Genomic DNA, 17,654 nt, shown 5'->3' on the forward strand with positions numbered 1-17,654 from the left:
CAGACGAGGAAGCAGCCCATGCGTCTCTCCGTGAGCTTCGAGAACACCGCCGGAACCGAGCCGGACCGCAGCGGGCCGGTGCAGGTCGGCTGGTTCCTCAGCGAGATGAAGGGCGGGGTGATCTACGACCCGCCCGAGCGCGTGCGAGGCGCAGAGCGCAACAAGACCCACGCCAAGAGCGCCTCGCGCTGTCCCGCGGTCATCAATCTCGAGTCGCGGCACTTCATGATCCGCTGCCCCTTCGATCTGAACCTCCAGTTCGTGCGGGACGAGAAGGGCCAGCCGCAGTTGCGCAATCTCAACGGGCAGATGTCCTCGATCCGCTCCAACAAGCTGCGCGACAAGGTGCATCTGACGGCGGAGCATGAATGGCGCCACGCGGGCGTGCCTACGGTGCAGGTGCAGACACCGTACGTCTTCGTCAGCGACGAGCCGGTCTACATGGCGCAGGTGCCGCCCTTCATGCACTACCTCAGGGAGCCATGGCCGGGGACGCTGTTCGGCGGGCGCTTCCCGATCAACGTCTGGCCGCGACCGTTGATGTGGGCCTTCGAATGGCACGACACCTCGAAGCCGCTGGTGATCCGCAGGGGCGATCCGTGGTTCTACGCCACGTTCGAGACCCTGCCCGCAGACCGCGGGATCGTGGTGGAAGAGGCGGAACGCACGCCCGAACTGCTCGACTACATGGAGCTGATCTCGGGCGCGGTGAATTTCGTGAACCAGACCTTCTCACTGTTCGAGGCTGCCGAGGCCCGGCGACCGGAAACGTTGGTGAAGTCCGTGAGACGGCGGGGCGGCGCGGGATGAGCGGGCCGGTTTCCCTTTCGGAGCTGCGGAACGCGGCGATGGAGGCGCATCGCGCGGGCCGGCTCGACGAGGCGATGCGCGGCTACGCGCGCTATCTCGTGAACCGGCCCGTTGACGGGGCCATCTGGTCCAACCTCGGCGCGCTGCACCGGGCCGAGAAGCGCCACGACCAGGCCGTGCGCGCCCATGCGCGGGCCCATGCCGTCGATCCGAACGCGCCCTCGGTCCTGAACAACTATGCCAACGCACTGACCGATGTGGGCCGCTACGACGACGCCATCGCCCTGCGCCGCCAGCTTCTGGCGGCAAAGCCCGACGATCTGGCGCAGAAGGCCCTGCTGGGGCGGGCGTTGCGCGGCAAGGGCGACTATCAGGCGGCGATCGAGTGGCTTTCGGCGGCGCACCGGGCCCACCCCGAGGATGGGGAAATCGAGTTGCAGCTGGCCTTTGCCCTGCTGGGCCAGGGCGACTACGGTCGCGGGTTCGAGGCCTACCGTGCGCGCTGGCGCACCGACGAGATGAAGAAGCAGTCCGTGCCCTTTCCGAAATGGGAGGGGGAGGACCTGTCCGGCAAGACCGTGCTCGTGATGCCGGAGCAGGGCTTCGGCGATGCCGTTCTGATGATGCGGTTCCTGCCCTGGCTTAAGGAGCGGGCGGGACGGGTGATCTGCATCGCGGAAAAGCCCATGGCGCGACTCTTCGCGGGTCTGCCCGGAGCGGACAGCGTGGTGACCGAGCTTGCGAGGGATGCGAAGGTCGACGCCTATCTCAACATCATGGATCTGCCGCGGCTGGGGCTTTCAGGGCGCGACGACGTCCCTCCGCCGGCGCAGCTGACGATCCCCGGGGATTCGCGCAGGCGGGCGCAGGCGATCGCCGCGCCCTACCGGGACCGTCTGCGTATCGGCGTGAACTGGAGTGGCAGCGTGACCTATCGGGCCAATGCCTTCCGGTCGTTCAGTCACAGGGAGTACCTGCCGTTCGCCGATCTGTCGGGGGTGCAGCTGTTCTCGCTCTACAAGGGGCCGGGGCTCGACGCCTTCCGCGCCGATGGCAGCGACGCCTTCATCGTCGATGCGGCCTCCACCGACCGGGATTTCGCCGATTGCGCCGGGCTGATGCAGGAGATGGACCTGATCATCACCTCCGACACGGCCACCGCCCATGTGGCCGGGTCCCTCGGACTGCCGACCTGGGTCGTGCTCCACTGGGACAGTTTCTGGGTCTACATCCATGCCGGGTCCGCGACGCCCTGGTATCCGTCCATGCGGCTCTTCCGCCAGCCTGCGCCGCAGGACTGGGACACGCCGCTCGGAGAGGTCCGCGCCGCGCTGGAGGAACGGATCGCGTCAGCCGGAGGCAAGGCAAATGGATGACATCCTCGTGCCCACCTCGCCAGGCGAGCTGATCGACAAGCTGACGATCCTGCGGCTCAAGAGCGAGCGGATCACCGATGCGGGCCGCCTTGCCAACGTGCGCCACGAGAAGGCGGTGCTCGATGCCACGGCGTGCGCCCATCTGCCCGACAGCGCGGAGCTGGCGGCGCTCTGGGAGGAGCTCTACGGGATCAACGCCGAACTCTGGCAGATCGAGGACGACATCCGCGATTGCGAGCGAGAGGGCGATTTCGGGCCGAGGTTCGTGGCGCTGGCGCGGGCCGTCTACCGGACCAACGACCGTCGTGCGGCGGTCAAGAAACGGATCAACGAGGCGCTGGGCTCGGCGCTGGTGGAGGAGAAATCCTACGCCGATTACGGGGCTGACGGCGCATGACCCCGGCCGAACGCGTCGCCGCGGCCCGCCGCGAGCTGAGCCTCGCCCGGGCCGAACTGCAGGAGGTGCTGCGCCGGGACCGGACGCGACGGCGCGGCGCGGCGATGCGGCAGCTTCATGAGATCGACCGGATGCTGCGCCCCGACGATCCGTGGCGGTCGCAGGCGGGGCAGGACCGGGTGGTCGACCGCCTGCTGGGCTGCAAGAGCGGCGGTGTCTTCGTCGATGTCGGCGGCTATGACGGCGTGACCGGGTCCAACACCCTCTTCTTCGAGGAGACTCGCGGTTGGACAGGCGTCCTCGTGGAGCCCGTGCCGGCGATGCTGGACCGCGCGCGGGTGCGGCGACGGTGTCCCTGTCTCGGCGTCGCAGTCGCCACGCGCGAGGGCGAGGCGGAGTTCATCGAGGTCACCCGTGGCTATACCCAGATGTCGGGTCTCGCGGGCACCTATGACCCCGCCCTTCTCGAGAGGGTTCGGTCCGATCCCCGCCACCGGGAGGATGTGCGGCGTGTGCCGACGCGGACGCTGAGCTCGATCCTGACGGGCGAGGGCGTGCCCGATCCCGATTACCTCTCTCTCGACATCGAGGGCGGTGAGGTCGCCGTGCTGGAGGAATTTCCGTTCGAGAAGCACCGCATCACCGCATGGTCGATCGAGAACAACACCGCCGATCCGCGCATTCCCGAGATCATGCGGGCGAACGGCTACGATCTGGTCGAGTTCTGCGGTCCGGACGACATCTATCTAAAATCCGGCGTATAATCCGGCACTCGCCGATCGGATTGTGGCGACCCTGCCCGAAGTTTGCCCGCCCCGTGCCCCATCCGGCCACGAGTCTGGCTGCGGCACAGCAAGGGGGCGGGCATGTCTGCGCAGCCGAACGCACCGATCATCGTCAAGCGGAAGAAGGTCGTCGTCGCGGGCGGCCACCACGGAGGCGCGTGGAAGGTCGCCTATGCCGATTTCGTCACCGCCATGATGGCGTTCTTCATGCTGATGTGGCTGCTCAACGCCACCACGGAGCAGCAGAGGAAGGGCATCGCCGACTATTTCTCGCCCACGATCCCGATCAACAGGATTTCGGGGGGCGGAGACGGCGCATTCGGCGGCGATAACATCTTTGTCGAGGACAGGCTCGCCGAGAATGGCGATGTGGCCACGGTCGAGAGCGCCGGAAACGAGGAGACCGTCGCTTTCGAGCAGGGCACCGACGACTCCGATGCGGAGCCCGCACAGGTCGCGGCCCTGCGCGAGGTCGAGGACCAGCTTCTTGGGCGGGGCGGCGAGAGCCTCATTTCCGAGAATGCCCTGCGCCATGTCGTGACGCGACTGACCGACGAAGGCCTGATCATCGAACTCTTCGATCTGGACGATGCGCGGCTCTTCGAACCGGGGACAGCGATCCCGCGACCTGTGACGGAGGAACTGGCGCGGATCTTCGCCCGCGTCTTCGCGCTGGTCGAGAACGATGTTGCGGTGGACGGACACACGCGCTCGCGCCCTGTCGTGCTGGCGGAGAATCCGGTGTGGGATCTGTCGATCAACCGCGCCTCGGCCTTCCGGAGGCTGATGGAGGAGGCCGGTCTGGACCGCGGGCGTCTCGTGCGGGTGACCGGTCACGCCGACCGGGAGCTTGCCACGCGCAACGCTCTCGATGTCCGCAACAACCGCCTGGAGGTCATCCTGCTGCGGTCCGACATGATGGGCGCGCGTTAGCGGGACCTTAAGCCCGTGGGCTGTATGGCCGGGAATGAGAGCGTGCACCCAGCCATGCAGAAAGGTCCCGACCATGACGATCTCTTCCTCGCTCAATGCCGGAGTCGCCGGTCTCAGCGCCAACGCCAGCCGTCTTGCGACGATCTCCGACAACATCGCCAACAGCGCGACCTTCGGCTACAAACGCGCGGTCACCGACTTCCACTCCATGGTCATCAACGGCTCCCGCGGGTCCTATTCGGCCGGGGGCGTCCGGGCGACGACGAATCGGCTCATCGACGAACGGGGGTCGATCACCTCCACCAGCAACGTGAGCGACCTCGCAGTGCGAGGGCGGGGCATGATGCCGGTCACGACCGAATCCGCGATCGGCGTCGGGAACGTGGGCTCGGAATTCCTTCTGACGACCACAGGATCGTTCCGTCCGGACAAGGAGGGATACCTGAGGTCCGAAAGCGGCCTCGTCCTCATGGGCTGGCCCGCGACCCCTGACGGGACGATCCCGGGCTATCCGCGGGATACGGCCACGGGGCTGGAACCGATCCGGATCAACGCCAACCAGGCCGCGGGCGAGGCGACGACCTATGTCGATCTCGGCATCAACCTTCCCGCCACCTCGACCCAGTACGGGGCCGACGGTTTCCCCGAAAGCCTGACCATCGCCTACTTCGACAACCTCGGGACGTCCGAGGAACTGACGGTCGAATTCAGCCCCACGGTGCCTGCGGCGGCGGGATCCTCCAACGAATGGACAATGACGGTGCGCGACAGCGCTTCCGCCGGTGCCGTGGTGGGCGAATACATCCTGCAGTTCGATTCCACGCGCGGCGCGGGCGGCACGCTCCAGTCGGTGACCGCAGTGACGGGCGGCGGCCATGACAACGCGACCGGGCGCGTCGATGTCACGGTGGCCGGCGGACCGCTCGGCATCGGGATCGGTCAGCTCGGGCAGCAGGGCGGCCTGACGCAGCTCTCCGACACCTTCGCCCCGGTTTCCGTTCAGAAGGACGGCAATCCCGTGGGCAACATGACCTCCATCGACATCGACGCCAATGGCTTCGTCCGCGCCTCCTTCGACACCGGCATCAACCGCGTGATCTACCAGATCCCGCTCGTCGACGTGACGAACTTCAACGGGCTGGAGGCGCTGGACAGCCAGACCTACCAGGTGGGCCCCAATTCCGGCAGCTACTTTCTGTGGGACGCGGGCGACGGGCCCACGGGCGACCTGCTGAGCTACGCGCTGGAGGAATCCGCCACCGACGTGGCCGGCGAGCTGACCAGCCTGATCCAGACGCAGCGGGCCTACTCCTCGAACGCCAAGGTCATTCAGACCGTCGACGAGATGCTGCAGGAAACCACCAACATCAAGCGATAGAGGCGGCGGGCGCCCGGGGACAATGCCATGAGCATAGGAAACACCATCGCCGCGGCGCTGAGCGGATTGAACGTCGCATCGCGGCGGGCTGAGGTCGTCGCCTCCAATGTCGCGAACGCGATGACAGAGGGATACGGCCGGCGCTCGCTGGCGGTGTCCAGCCATGGTCTTGGCGGTGTCCGTGTCGAAGGGGTGCACCGCCAGGTCGATGCGGGCCTGATCGCCGCGCGCCGGCTGGCCGACGCGGATCTCGAAGCCGGTCGCTTCGCGGCGGATCACCTCGGCCGGATCGAGCTCATGGTCGGGCGGATCGGAGAGGACGGAGGGCTCGCCGGTCGTCTGGCGGAGGTGGAAGCCTCTCTCGTCGCGGCCGCGGCGGATCCCGCCTCCGAGATCCGGCTGACCCGCGTGACCGATGCCCTGGGCGCACTGTCGGACACTCTCAACAGCGCCTCGGACGGCATCCAGTCCCTGCGGTCGGATCTCGACGGGACGATCGCGGAGCAGGTCGCGGCGCTCAACGGGGCGCTCGTACGGGTCGAACGGCTGAACGTGACCATCGCGGAGTCGGCGCACAGCGGAGTCGATCCGTCCGCCCTGATGGACCAGCGACAGCAGGCGGTGGACAGCATCGCCGCCCTCGTCCCGATCCGTGAGATCGACCGCGGAGGAGGCGAGATCGCCCTGATGTCGGTTGCCGGGCAGATGCTTCTCGACGGGCGCGCCTATCGGTTCGATTTCGCGCCGGCCACCTATGTCACGGCCGACATGACCCTTGCCTCCGGCGCGCTGTCGGGCCTGTCAGTCAACGGTTTAGCCATCGCGGGCGACGGGGTCGGACGTCTGGTCGGCGGCCGTCTCGGGCAGGCTTTCGCCCTGCGCGACGCCGTTCTGCCTGCTGCCCAGGACAGCCTCGACCCTCTGGCCCGCGACCTCATCGAGCGGCTCTCCGGACCGGCCGATCCGACGCTTGGTCCCGGAATGTCCGGTCTGATGACCGACGCGGGAACCGGCCTCGCGCCCGGACACCTTCCCGGTCTGGCGGGGCGCATTGCGCTCAACGCGGCCGTCGATCCCGCGCGCGGCGGCGCAGCCCGGCTGCTCCGCGACGGCCTGGCTTCCGCTGGGCCGGGCCCGGCGGGCAGCGCCGTACAACTCGAGCGCTGGACCGACGCCCTGCGCGAGGCACTGCCCCTCGCCTCCGGCGGACAGGCCCGCTCCGCCGCCGGCCATGCCGCCTCGACACTTGCGGAAATCGGAGCCGCGCGCGTTTCGGCAGAGCGGGACACGGCCTTTCATGGCGCGCGCCGCGACACGCTCAGGAACGCCGAGCTGAGCGGCGGCGTGGATACGGACGTCGAGCTGCAGAGCCTTCTGCAGATCGAGCAGGCCTACGCCGCCAACGCCCAGGTTCTCAGGACCGTCGACTCCCTGATCCGCATTCTGCTGGAGTTCTGATCCATGCCCACACTCACCACCGGAGACCTCTCGCGCCATTTCCTTGCGGGGACCCGCACCCGGCAGATCAAGGCGGAGCTTCAGACTCTCCATCAGGAACTGGGCACCGGACGCGTGGCGGACACCGCGCGCCACCTGGGCGCCGATACAGGGCGGCTCCTGCACATGGACCATCGCTTGGCTGCAATCGACAGCCACGTCGGCGCCAATCGTCTGACCGCCGACCGGCTTGCCCACATGCAGATCAGCCTCGACGCGATGGAGAGCCGGCGCAGCGGACTCGCCGATCACGCCCTGTCGCTTCCCGCGTCGGTCTCCGACGTCCAGCTAGACGGCTTCGCGGATGCGGCGAGGACCGGGTTCTCCGCGATGGTCGCGGATCTCGGGGTCTCCCTTGCCGGTCGCCGTCTGTTCGGCGGCGCAGCTTCCGACGGGCCGGTCCTCGCGAGCCCGGATGCGATCCTGGCGGAGCTTCGCGGCGCGGTATCCGGCGCGGCCACGGCCGATCAGGTCGCGGCCCGGATCAGCGACTGGTTCGCTGCGCCCGGCGGCGGGTTCGAGACCATGGGCTATCTCGGCGCCACCGGAGCAGCGGAGACCCAGAGGCTCGGCGACGGCAGCGTGGCCATCGTTTCCGTTCGCGCGGACAGTGCGGAACTGCGCGACGTCCTCGCGGCGGCGGCCCTGGCCGCCATCCTCGACGGCGGGCCGCCCGGCCTCCCGGGCGAAGAACGCGGCGCGCTGGCCCGCCTCAGCGGTCTTGCGCTTCTGTCGGCGGCCGCTCCTTTCGCCGAGAGCCGGGGGCGTCTCGGACGCGCCGAACAGGCGGTGGAAACGGCGACGGTCCGGCTGCAGTCGGAACGGACATCGTTGCTCATGCAGCGGAACGACATGGTGGCCTCCGATCCGTTCGCGACAGCGACTCGCCTCGAGGCTGTCCGGACCCAGCTTCAGATCACCTTCGAGGTCACCGCCCGCCTCGCGGGCCTGAGCTTCGCGGACTACATCCGATGACGCGGCTGCTCCATCTGGTCATCGCGCTCGTCCTGTCGGCCACCGCCGCCGCGGCCATGCCGGTCCGGCTCAAGGATCTGGTGGAGTTCGACGGCGTCCGGTCGAACGATCTCGTCGGCTACGGCCTCGTCGTCGGTCTGAACGGGACCGGCGACGGCCTGCGCAATTCGCCATTCACCGAAGAGATCCTGACCAACATTCTCGAGCGGCTCGGAGTGAATATCACCGGCGAACAGGTCCGTCCGCGTAACGTCGCCGCGGTTCTGGTGACCGCAAGCCTGCCGCCGTTCGCCCGCGCCGGAAGCCCCGTGGACGTGACCGTCTCGGCCATCGGCGATGCGAGCTCATTGCTCGGAGGGACCCTGGTGATGACTCCCCTCAACGCCGCGGACGGGCAGATCTATGTGGTGGCCCAGGGCACGATCATCGCCGGCGGAGCGGTGGTCGAGGGCGCGGCAGCGCAGGTCACGCAGGGGGTGCCGACCTCCGGGGTCATTCCCTCCGGCGGCACGGTGGAGCGGGAGGTCGCCTTCGAGTTCGCGGGCCTGACGACGTTGCGGCTCGCGCTCCGGACGCCGGATTTCACCACGGCCGCCCGAATCGAACATGCGATCAACGCCACCTTCGGCGGCCCGGTCGCGCTGATGCTCGATGCCGGGACGGTCGAACTCGACATCCTGCGGACCGGCTTGCCCTCTCCCGCCCATGCGCTCGGTCACGTGGAGAACATCATGGTCGAACCCGAACGCCGGGCTCGCGTCGTGGTGGATCAGCATTCCGGAACGATCGTCATGGGAGAAGATGTCCGCATCAGCCGCGTGGCCGTCAGCCAGGGCAACCTGACCCTGCGGATCGAGGAGGCCCCTCTCGTCGTCCAGCCGAACCCGTTCTCGCCCGGCGAAACCGTCATCGTGCCGCGCACGGGCGTGGCGATCGAGGAGGAACCGGGCATAGGTTTGGCCGAGGTCCGGGGCGGCGCGTCCCTGTCCGAGGTCGTCGCCGGGTTGAACGCCCTCGGTGTCTCGCCAAGAGACATGATCGACATCCTCAAGAGCATCAAGGCCGCCGGCGCGCTGCACGCGGAGTTCATCGTTCGCTGAGCGACGGCGGTTGCGCCGGGGCCCCGCGCCGTCGGACGCGACCTCTGGAGCTGCCACCGCGCGACCGGATCAGCCTCCGCCCCGGGGGGGCCGGTTCCGGCGCAGACACGCGGCACGGCGCGCCCCCGACATGCGGAGGGTCCGGCGTCGGGAAGACCGCAGCGGCTTCAGATCGCCAGGGGCAGGATCCGGCTCCGGGACAGAGGCCCGAAGTTTGACCGTGCCAAGGCGAGCGTGATCCGCTGTCAGGGCCAATCCGATCAGGGCTAGATCTCAACGCGCCTCGACGGTCCGGACGTGCGGCCGGCTGGCCTGACCGTCGGCGTCAAGGGTGCAGCCGTTTCGTGACGGACCCGACAGGGCGCGGGACACGGGTCTTCGGCAGCGACAAGTCGTGGCGCCGGTGCGACCTGGCGTCCCGGGATCAGAGGTAGCCTCTGACGAGCGCTTCGGAGAGCAGGCTCCAGCCGTCGGCGACGACGAAGAAGGCCAGCTTGAAAGGTAGAGAGACAATCGCCGGCGGGACCATCATCATGCCCATGGACATCAGGATCGCCGCGACCACGAGGTCGATGATCAGGAAGGGCAGAAAGACAAGGAACCCGATCTGGAAAGCCAGTGCGATCTCGCTCAGGAGGAACGCCGGCACAAGGACGGACAGCGGTTCCTCGCCCGCGACGGCCGGCGCGAGGTCCGGGCGCAGGCCCGCGAGACGCTCGTAGGTTGCCGGATCTATCCGCCCGGCCATGAAGGCTCGGAACGGGTCCAGCACGGCAGGGAACGCCTGCTCCAGGGTCAGCCGTCCGTTGATCAGCGGGTCGATCCCCGCCGTCCAGGCCTCCCGGACGACGGGCTCCATGACGAAGTAGGTCAGAAACAGGGCGAGGGTCACAATCAGCATGTTTGGCGGGGATTGCTGCAAGCCGATGGCCTGCCGCAGGATGGCCAGAACGGTGACGATGAACGGAAAGCAGGTGACCATGATCGCGAGGCCCGGCACCAGGCTCAGAAGGGTGATCAGGACGAAGAGCTGAACCGCCCGCGTCGTGAGCGAGCCATCGTCTCCGAAGTCGATCGAGACATCCTGTGCTGCGACCGGGGCCCCCGCAAGGCACAGGGCCAGGACGATCAGGACGATACGCGCCATGCGGTCAGAGCAGGCTGTCGCGGATCTGGGCGACTTCCGTGAGGCGGACCGCCAGTTGCCCCGGCTCTCCGCCGTCAAGCTCCTGCAGCTCGCCCCGCGCGATCAGGCGATTCCCGATGAAGAGTTCCACCGGATCGTCGATCTTGCGATCGAGGGGCAAGACGGCGTTCTCGGTGAGGTCCATCAGATCGCGGACCGAGGGACGTGCCCGACCGACCGTGATGGTGATCTCGATCGGGACCTCTCTCAGCAGGTTCGGCGCGGGGCCGCGAGTGGACGTCTCATCCATGGCGATCTCTCCGGGGTTCTTCGACAAAGAGAGCGGCCAGCGCCCCCTGCAGGTCTTCCACGAGCCTGTCGATGTCGAGCATGGTTTCGCGCTCGGACGAGCGGATCAGCACTTCGCCCGGGCCGAGCCCGGGGTTGGCCTCGATCAGGACGGGGTTCCCGGCCTGTCTCGCTGCCACGGCGCGGACGATTTCCGCGACCTCCGGTGCCACGAGAAGGGCAACGGGCACCCGTGTGTCGGCCTCGGCGGCCTCGATCAGGGCCTCGGCCACATAGGGGGCAAGGCTCGCCTGGGCGGCACGGGGCAGAAGCTTGCCGGTCACGGCGGCGAAGAGCGGGCGCAGGGCCGCGAGGACATGCGCCCTCGCCTCGGCGCCGGTGAACGTCAGGTCCGCAAACCGGTCCGCAAGGACAGCAGTCAGCCTTGCCCGGGTGGTGTCGGCCTCTGCAAGGCCCGTCTCCCGGCCCGCACGGAAGCCCTCTTCGTAGCCGGGGAGGCTCTCGACCGGCAGATCTTCGGCGCTCTGCCCTGAAGGGCGACGGTCGAAATCCTCGAGCGTCAGAGCCTGACCGGTCACGCCACATCCTCCCGCCGAGGCTCGTCGACCCAGTTCTGGAGGATGCGCAGGGCTTCGTCTTCGCGCTCCTCGATCAACTGGCGAAGCCGGGCCACGGGCTCCTGCGGCACGGGGCGATCCACGGGATCATCAGCGGCGCCGGTCCGAACCGGGTCCGGGGAGTCTTGCTGCAGGGTTGCCGCTACGGCTGAAGGTATCGCCGCGGGGAGGGCGGCGACGCGCCGCTCCGATCCGGGGTCCGGCAGATCCATGGTCAGCGCAGGCGGAGCCACGGGGCGCGGAGCCGCCCGCGACGAGAGAATCGGGCGGATGACGAAGAGCCCGAGGATCAGAGCAACGAGGGCGAGGATGCCGAGCTGGACGAGGCCCATCACGTCGAGGTCCATCCCGGCCACGGCAGCGGGGCCGGCCTCGCTGCCCGTCTCGGGAAGCGGCTCGAATGCCATGGAGCGCAGGGTGATGACGTCGCCCCGTGCCTCGTCGTAGCCGACGGCGGAGGCCACGAGGTCCCTGAGGTCGGCAAGTTCCTCCTCGGACCGGGGCGTCGCCGGGTCGGTCCCTGACGCGGCCACGGCATTGACCATTACCGCAACGGTTATGCGGCGGATCGCGCCCGGTCCCCTCGTGATTTCGCGTTGTGTCTCGGACACTTCGAAGTTCGTCAGCTCCCGGGTCTCGGACGTCTGGCTGGTCGTCTCCCCGTCCTGACCGGCATCCCCGTCGGGCAGGTTGGAGGCCACGGTCACAGCCCCGCGATTGTCCGAAGATGTTCCGCTCCGCTCCTCGATCTCGGTCGAGATCGCGACACGGCCTTCCGGATCGAACCGCCGTTCCACGATCTGTTCGCGGTCGGTTCCTGTCTCGATCGACAGTTCCACGACCGCGTTGCCCGGACCGACCCGGGCTGCGAGCAGGCGTTCCACCCGCGCGCGCATCTCGGCCTCCCGGTCCGACGGGCTGCCCGGAGCACCCGTCTCGCCGGTCTGGCCCACGAGATTCCCCTCGCCGTCGATGACGGCCACGTCCTCGGGCGACAGACCGGGGACCGCCGAGGCCACGAGGAAGCGAAACGCCCGGGCCCGGTCGGGATGAACCGGCGAGACCGCGTCTACCGTCACGGATGCGGTGGACCGTTCCGCCCTCTGGAAACCGCGGGTCGCGGCCGTCGAGATATGCACCCGCGCGGAGCGCACGTCCGCGCTGGCCTGGATCGTCCGCGCCAGTTCCCCTTCCTTCGCGCGCCAGTAGGCGGCGTCGAACATCTGGGAGGTCGTCCCGAACCCGTTCAGGGAATCGAGAAGTTCGTACCCTTGCGGTCCATTCGCCGGCAGTCCCTGTCCCGCTAGGGTCATTCGCAGCAGGTCGCGGGTGGCCGCCTCGACCATGATCGCCCCCGACCGCACCTCATAGGCGGCTCCGGCTTGATCCAGCGCGGCCAAGACCTCTCCCGCTGCGGCGGGATCGAGCCCCGCATAGAGGAGCGCCATCTCCCGGGAGGTGCCGGACCGCCCGATCGCCAGCACCGCGCCGAAGACGGCCAGCGCCGCAACGACGACGATCGCTTTTCGCTGCATGTCCAGACCGGACCAGACCGAACCGAGACCCTCCAACGCGCACCTCCAACCCCGCCGCACCTTCTGCGCGGCTGGGTCATCCCTGCACGATCACACTTAACAATCGGTTAGCTCTTGGCGGGTTATGAAGGCCGGGAAACTGAGGGCCGCAAAGCATGTCCGATACCATCGCCGACGCAACGCAGGAACCTTCCGAGGGGCCGCCCCGGCGCAGGATCCTGCCGCTGATCCTCGGGCTGATTCTCGCAGTCGCCGGCGCCGGTGGGGGATTCTTCGCAGCGCGCTCCGGGATGCTGCCGTTCTCTGGCGGCGCGGGTGATCCGGCCTCCCGGGAGCAGATGTTACCCCTGGCGCCGGTAGCCTTCGTGGCGCTCGATCCACTCGTGATCGCCCTTCCGGGTGCGCAGAACCGGCAGCATCTCCGTTTCACGGCGCAGCTCGAGGTTCCTCCCGATCAGGTCGCCGCCGTCGAGATGATCCGACCGCGAATCGTCGACGTGCTGAACGGCTATCTCCGGGCGGTGGACCTGACCGATCTCGAGGATCCCAGCGCTCTTATCCGGCTCCGGGCCCAGATGCTGCGGCGCATCCAGGTCGTCGCGGGCGAGGGTCGCGTGAACGATCTGCTCATCATGGAATTCGTCCTGAACTGAGAGGCTGCATGAACCTGATTGCCGATATCCTGCTCGTCGCCGGCGCGCTCGGCGCAGGTCTCTACTGCCATGTGCTCGCCGGGCGGCTGCGCCGGTTCACCGACCTGGAGAGGGGGGTCGGCGGCGCCGTTGCCGTTCTGTCGGCGCAGATCGACGACCTGACCCGCGCCGTCGCCCTCGCCCGGGCCGAGGCTCAGGCCCGGGGCATGTCGCTGGCCGACCAGACCGAACGGGCGGAGACTGCCGGCAAGAGGCTGGAGCTGCTCGTCGCGGCCCTGCACGATCTGCCGGCACCTGCTGCGCCCGCGGATGCGCCGCAGCGGGAACCGCTGACGGCGCGCCATCCGTTCTTCGTCCGGCGCCCGGCAGAGGGGGCCGGGCAATGAAGGCTGGGTCCGCCCGCCGGGGCGTCCTCGTGGTTCTCTCGACACTCCTCGTGGGGTCCGGCCTCCTGCGCGTCGGCGGCCAGGCAGGCCACGTTCTCGCCGCCAGCGGCGACCTCGCCGTGACCGAGACCCCGGAGTCGGACTGCCTGCCGAGAGAGGAAATCTCCGCGATTCTCGTCGCGCTCGACGACCGGGAGCGTCGGGTTGCGGATCGGGAACTCGCGCTTGCGGACCGGATGCAGGCTCTCCGGGTCGCGGAAGCCCAGGCCGTCGCCCGGATCGGGGAGCTGGAACAGGCGGAGGCCGACCTCGCCGCGACGATCGCACAGGTCGAGAGCGCCGCGGAAACCGACCTCGACCGGCTGGTCACGGTCTACGAAAACATGCGGCCGGCCGACGCCTCCGCGCTGTTCGCGACAATGTCTCCGGAGTTCGCCGCAGGTTTCATCGGCCGGATGCGGCCCGAGGCCGCGGCGGACATCCTGACGGGACTTGACCCGGCGAATGCCTATTCCATCAGCGTCATCCTTGCCGGTCGCAATGCGAACGCCCCCGACGAGTGACATTGACCCGTCCTTAACCCGCGGTCGCTAGCCAGAGCGGGAAACGGAGCGGACTCAATGGTCGTCATCGTCGGAATCGTCATCATCTTCGTCATGGTCTTCGGCGGGTATCTTCTCGCCGGCGGCAAGATGGGCATCATCCTGAAGGCCCTTCCGTTCGAGATGATCATGATCGGCGGTGCCGCCCTCGGCGCCTTCGTGATCGCCAACGACATGGGGGCAATTCGACAGACGCTTCGGGACATCGGCAAGGTGTTCCGCGGGCCGAACTGGAAACATGAGGATTACCGCGACCTGCTGTGCCTTCTCTTCGAACTGATCCGTGTCGCGCGGAACGCGCCGGTCGAACTCGAGGAACACATCGAGGCGCCCGAGACCTCGCGCATCTTCAGCCGCTATCCCCGGATTCTCGCGGACGGCGAGGCGGTGCAACTGATCTGCGACACGCTCCGGTCGGCGTCGATGAACTACGACGACCCGCATCAGGTGGAGGAGGTTCTCGAGAAACGGATCGAGGCATCGCTGGAGCACAAGCTGCATTCCGCCCACGCGCTCCAGACCACCGCCGACGCCCTCCCGGCGCTCGGGATCGTCGCGGCCGTCCTCGGCGTCATCAAGACGATGGCGTCGATCGACCAGCCGCCGGAGATCCTCGGCAAGCTGATCGGCGGCGCCCTTGTGGGGACGTTTCTCGGCGTCTTCCTGTCCTACGGGATCGTCGGACCCTTCTCGAACAAGGTCCGCACCGTGATCGAGGAGGATCATCACTTCTACCGGCTGATCCGAGAGGTGCTCGTCGCGAATCTCTACCAGCATGCGGCGAACATCTGCATCGAGGTGGGGCGGCAGAACACCCCCGGCCACCACAGGCCGAGCTACTCCGAACTCGAGGATGCGCTCAAGGCCGTGAAGCAGGGGGCCGCGTGATGCGCGTGTCGGCCGTCATCCTTGCCGGTCTGCTGGTTTCGGGCTCGGCGGTTGCCCAGACCGTCCCGGTCCGCAGTGGCTGGCAGGCGCAGTTCACGAGGCTCGTGCTAACGGTACCCGAGGGCATCGGCTGGCAGCTCGGTCGGTCCGGGGCGGACTACCTGCTGGTTCTGGAGGATCGGGCGCTGATCTACGATCTCGACGGTGTCTTCGACCGCATTCCAGGGACGCGCCTCGCCGGTCTCGACGGGGCTGCGGGCACCCTGCGCATCACTCTCGCCTGCGACTGCCATGCCACGGCGTTTCTCTGGCGTCCGGACCGGCTGGTGATCGATCTGGTGGACGGTCCTCCGCCGGAGGGATCCCCCCATGAAACCGCGGTCGATCCGCCCGGGGACGAGGCCGACGAAACGACCGCAGCCGCCGGATCCCGCGCGGCCGCAATCGCCTTGCCGCCTCCTGCGGAGTCGGACCCCTTCGGATACGACGCGCTGATGCCGGATCCCTTCCGGATCCGGACCGAGGAGTCCGAGCGGTTGAGCGCCGCCGAAGAAGCGCTGATCCGGAGCATAGCGAGAGCGGCGAGCCAAGGCCTGCTGACGACCGCGGCTGACGCCGCGGTGACGCCTCCGCTTCCCGATTCGCCCCGCCCGGCCCAACCGGACCCGTCTGCCGAAACTCCTGCTCCGCATGAAGAAAGACAGCCGGGCATCGCCGCGCGGACAGCGATTGACCGCGATCTCGGCGAGGCCGATCCGTTCTCCGCCACGGATGACCGGACGGACGCGGCCTGCCTGCCCCAGTCCTTTTTCGCCTTCGACACATGGGGCGACGCGACGCCCTTTCATGCCCAACTGTCGGAGGCGCGCCGCTCTCTGGTCGGCGAATTCGACCGCCTTGCCGCCGATTCGGCCGCGGATCTGGCAAGGACCTACCTCTATTTCGGCTTCGGAACAGAGGCGCTCGGCGCGCTTGCCCTCATCGATGCGCCGTCGGAAGAACATGCGGTTCTCGCCGAACTCTCCCGTCTCGTCGACGATCTGCCCGGCACGACGGGCCTTTTCGCCGAACAGATCGGCTGCCGGACGCCCGCAGCCCTCTGGGCCCTCCTCGGACGCGCGGCCATACCCGCCCGCCCGGAGGTCGACCGGAATGGCGTGCTTCAGTATTTCAAGACCCTGCCTGCCCCGGTCCAGGGACAGGTCGCAGGACGGTTGGCGCCACTTTTCCTCGACGCCGGCGACGAGGATGCCGCCGCCATCCTCCTGGACCGCGCGGCGCGGTCTCCTGCCACGGATCCCGAGGACGTCATGCTGGCCGTGGCCGACCTCGCCATGCATTACGGCGACCCCGAAAGCTCCTTGCAGGAGATGATCGACACGGCCCGCAATGACGGGAGAACCGGGCCCGAGATGCTGCTCCGCATCTTCGAACTCTCGGCCGAGACCGGAACCCTGGTTCCCCGCGATCTTCTCGATCTGGCCAGCGTGCTGCGGTTCGAGCATCGAGGGCAGCCCGTGGTCGCCGATCTCGCGGCCGCGGAAATCCGTACCCACCTGCTCGCCGGCGATCACGACAGGGCGCTTGCCACGATCGAGGACGAACGCAAGCGGCTTCCGGCGGACAGGTTGGAGGGGCTGCTTTCCGAAACGCTCGTCGCCATGGCGCAGGATCTCGACGACGTCGGCTTCCTTGAGCGAGTTCTTCCGGACACGCCTCGGCCGCTGACGGCCGAAGCGGAGAATGCCGTCGCGCGACGATTGATCGATCTCGGGCTGGTCTCCCAGGCGGCGCAGGTGATGCTGACCGCACCCGTCCGTGCAGCCGCGCAGGAACGGCGGTACCTTAGGGCGGAGATCGCCCTTGCGCTCGGAGAGTTCGCCCGGGTCGATGACCTGCTTGCCGCGATGACCGACGCCCGCGCAACGGATCTGCGCGCCGCTGCCCTTTCGGCCGGCGGTGACTACACCGAAGCCTATGCCGTGGGCGCGGAGGCGATGTCCGCCGCGGATGCCGCATGGCGGGCCGGAGCCTGGAGCCGCCTAGCCGTTTCCCCGGATCCGGAGCTCAGCCGGCTGTCCGTTCTCGTCATCGACAGGGCGGAACCTGATCCGGTCGAACCGACCCCGGGCGCAGGACCCGCGGCAGAGGCCTTCGAAGAACCTCCGACGATCGCGGGAGGCCGCGCGCTCCTGGCCGAGAGCGCAGAGGCGCGAGAGCTTCTCGACACGATCATCGCGCGCTTTCCCGCCCCTGCTGACGATCCCCGACAGTGATTCTTCGACAA

The 17,654-nt window shown here is 68.3% G+C and carries 18 protein-coding genes; 14 read left to right on the forward strand and 4 right to left on the reverse strand.

The genetic code is table 11. From position 1 onward, the window contains the following. The first annotated feature begins 18 nt into the window (after window positions 1-18). The 9 genes from EAT49_RS08020 to EAT49_RS08060 all read left to right on the forward strand — a co-directional run bounded on the left by EAT49_RS08020 (window position 19) and on the right by EAT49_RS08060 (window position 9,251). Window positions 19-810, forward strand: a complete 792-nt coding sequence (locus EAT49_RS08020) for a hypothetical protein (RefSeq protein ID WP_123641771.1) — start codon at window positions 19-21, stop codon at window positions 808-810. Then, window positions 807-2,186: a tetratricopeptide repeat protein gene (locus EAT49_RS08025; RefSeq protein WP_123641772.1), complete on the forward strand. Its 1,380-nt coding sequence runs from the start codon at window positions 807-809 to the stop codon at window positions 2,184-2,186. The genes EAT49_RS08020 and EAT49_RS08025 overlap by 4 nt, the downstream gene beginning before the upstream one ends. Then, window positions 2,179-2,583: a DUF6165 family protein gene (locus EAT49_RS08030; RefSeq protein ID WP_123641773.1), complete on the forward strand. Its 405-nt coding sequence runs from the start codon at window positions 2,179-2,181 to the stop codon at window positions 2,581-2,583. The genes EAT49_RS08025 and EAT49_RS08030 overlap by 8 nt, the downstream gene beginning before the upstream one ends. Next, complete coding sequence (locus tag EAT49_RS08035) at window positions 2,580-3,347, forward strand: FkbM family methyltransferase (protein WP_123641774.1); 768 nt, start codon at window positions 2,580-2,582, stop codon at window positions 3,345-3,347. Before EAT49_RS08030 ends, EAT49_RS08035 begins: the two co-directional genes overlap by 4 nt. A 102-nt stretch (window positions 3,348-3,449) precedes the next feature. Beyond that, window positions 3,450-4,301, forward strand: a complete 852-nt coding sequence (locus tag EAT49_RS08040; protein ID WP_123641775.1) for a flagellar motor protein MotB — start codon at window positions 3,450-3,452, stop codon at window positions 4,299-4,301. Between the two features lie 73 nt (window positions 4,302-4,374). Further along, window positions 4,375-5,679, forward strand: coding sequence for a flagellar hook protein FlgE (locus EAT49_RS08045; protein ID WP_123641776.1), 1,305 nt, complete (start codon window positions 4,375-4,377; stop codon window positions 5,677-5,679). Window positions 5,680-5,706: 27 nt separating this feature from the next. Next, window positions 5,707-7,137, forward strand: coding sequence for a flagellar hook-associated protein FlgK (gene flgK / locus EAT49_RS08050; protein WP_123641777.1), 1,431 nt, complete (start codon window positions 5,707-5,709; stop codon window positions 7,135-7,137). A 3-nt stretch (window positions 7,138-7,140) separates the two neighbouring features. After that, the gene (locus tag EAT49_RS08055) at window positions 7,141-8,151 is read left to right on the forward strand and encodes a flagellin (RefSeq protein ID WP_123641778.1); all 1,011 of its coding nucleotides are present in this window, start codon (window positions 7,141-7,143) and stop codon (window positions 8,149-8,151) included. Then, complete coding sequence (locus EAT49_RS08060; RefSeq protein WP_123641779.1) at window positions 8,148-9,251, forward strand: flagellar basal body P-ring protein FlgI; 1,104 nt, start codon at window positions 8,148-8,150, stop codon at window positions 9,249-9,251. The genes EAT49_RS08055 and EAT49_RS08060 overlap by 4 nt, the downstream gene beginning before the upstream one ends. A 424-nt stretch (window positions 9,252-9,675) precedes the next feature. On the opposite strand, the gene fliP is transcribed toward EAT49_RS08060, so the two are convergent. From fliP to fliF, 4 genes are read right to left on the reverse strand one after another with little or no spacing between them, the layout of a single operon-like run. Beyond that, window positions 9,676-10,398, reverse strand: a complete 723-nt coding sequence (gene fliP / locus EAT49_RS08065) for a flagellar type III secretion system pore protein FliP (protein ID WP_123641780.1) — start codon at window positions 10,396-10,398, stop codon at window positions 9,676-9,678. A gap of 4 nt (window positions 10,399-10,402) precedes the next feature. Further along, window positions 10,403-10,687 (reverse strand): FliM/FliN family flagellar motor switch protein, encoded by a 285-nt coding sequence (locus EAT49_RS08070; protein ID WP_123641781.1) that lies wholly within the window; start codon window positions 10,685-10,687, stop codon window positions 10,403-10,405. After that, window positions 10,680-11,264: a FliH/SctL family protein gene (locus EAT49_RS08075; RefSeq protein ID WP_123641782.1), complete on the reverse strand. Its 585-nt coding sequence runs from the start codon at window positions 11,262-11,264 to the stop codon at window positions 10,680-10,682. Before EAT49_RS08075 ends, EAT49_RS08070 begins: the two co-directional genes overlap by 8 nt. Continuing rightward, window positions 11,261-12,838, reverse strand: coding sequence for a flagellar basal-body MS-ring/collar protein FliF (gene fliF / locus EAT49_RS08080; protein ID WP_221181443.1), 1,578 nt, complete (start codon window positions 12,836-12,838; stop codon window positions 11,261-11,263). Before fliF ends, EAT49_RS08075 begins: the two co-directional genes overlap by 4 nt. 155 nt (window positions 12,839-12,993) lie before the next feature. On the opposite strand from fliF, the gene EAT49_RS08085 reads away from it, so the two are divergent. Genes EAT49_RS08085 through EAT49_RS08105 form a run of 5 tightly spaced genes read left to right on the forward strand, consistent with a single transcriptional unit; the run spans window position 12,994 to window position 17,643 of the window. Further along, window positions 12,994-13,491 (forward strand): flagellar basal body-associated FliL family protein, encoded by a 498-nt coding sequence (locus tag EAT49_RS08085; protein ID WP_123641784.1) that lies wholly within the window; start codon window positions 12,994-12,996, stop codon window positions 13,489-13,491. 8 nt (window positions 13,492-13,499) lie between these two features. Continuing rightward, window positions 13,500-13,877 (forward strand): hypothetical protein, encoded by a 378-nt coding sequence (locus tag EAT49_RS08090; RefSeq protein WP_123641785.1) that lies wholly within the window; start codon window positions 13,500-13,502, stop codon window positions 13,875-13,877. Then, window positions 13,874-14,440: a MotE family protein gene (locus tag EAT49_RS08095; protein WP_123641786.1), complete on the forward strand. Its 567-nt coding sequence runs from the start codon at window positions 13,874-13,876 to the stop codon at window positions 14,438-14,440. Before EAT49_RS08090 ends, EAT49_RS08095 begins: the two co-directional genes overlap by 4 nt. A gap of 57 nt (window positions 14,441-14,497) precedes the next feature. Continuing rightward, complete coding sequence (gene motA, locus EAT49_RS08100; RefSeq protein WP_123641787.1) at window positions 14,498-15,367, forward strand: flagellar motor stator protein MotA; 870 nt, start codon at window positions 14,498-14,500, stop codon at window positions 15,365-15,367. Next, complete coding sequence (locus EAT49_RS08105; RefSeq protein ID WP_123641788.1) at window positions 15,367-17,643, forward strand: hypothetical protein; 2,277 nt, start codon at window positions 15,367-15,369, stop codon at window positions 17,641-17,643. Before motA ends, EAT49_RS08105 begins: the two co-directional genes overlap by 1 nt. Window positions 17,644-17,654 lie beyond the last annotated feature (11 nt).

Source organism: Histidinibacterium lentulum (assembly GCF_003789055.1).
Classification (GTDB): Bacteria; Pseudomonadota; Alphaproteobacteria; order Rhodobacterales; family Rhodobacteraceae; genus Oceanicola; species Oceanicola lentulus.